The organism is Bacillus cereus group sp. N31 (genome assembly GCF_016483245.1).
Taxonomy (GTDB): Bacteria; Bacillota; Bacilli; order Bacillales; family Bacillaceae_G; genus Bacillus_A; species Bacillus_A toyonensis.
The window spans coordinates 1-253 of sequence record NZ_JAEHCH010000110.1 but is presented as its reverse complement, the minus strand read 5'-3'; the positions used below and the strand labels follow the sequence as shown (position 1 = coordinate 253).

The window sequence follows — 253 nt, the reverse complement described above, 5'->3', positions numbered from 1 at the left end:
GACAATCCAACACAACCTGACAAACCTACATAACCTGATAACCCGACAGAACCGGAAACACCAACTGATCCGGGTAAACCAACAGATCCAGAAAAGCCAACAGATCCAGAGAACCCGACAGATCCAGAGAAACCGACAGATCCAGAGAACCCAACAGAACCAGAAAAACCAACAGATCAAGAAAAGCCAACAGAACCACAAAAGCCAACAAAGCCAGACAATACAACAGACCCAGAAACACCAACCCAACCAC

General features: G+C 46.6%; 1 protein-coding gene. It reads right to left on the bottom strand.

Features of this window, described 5'->3' with window-relative positions; all coding sequences use genetic code 11:
- Window positions 1–25: 25 nt before the first annotated feature.
- A partial coding sequence (locus JDS81_RS30860; protein ID WP_275952066.1) for a hypothetical protein occupies window positions 26–253 on the bottom strand: 228 nt, incomplete at its 5' end.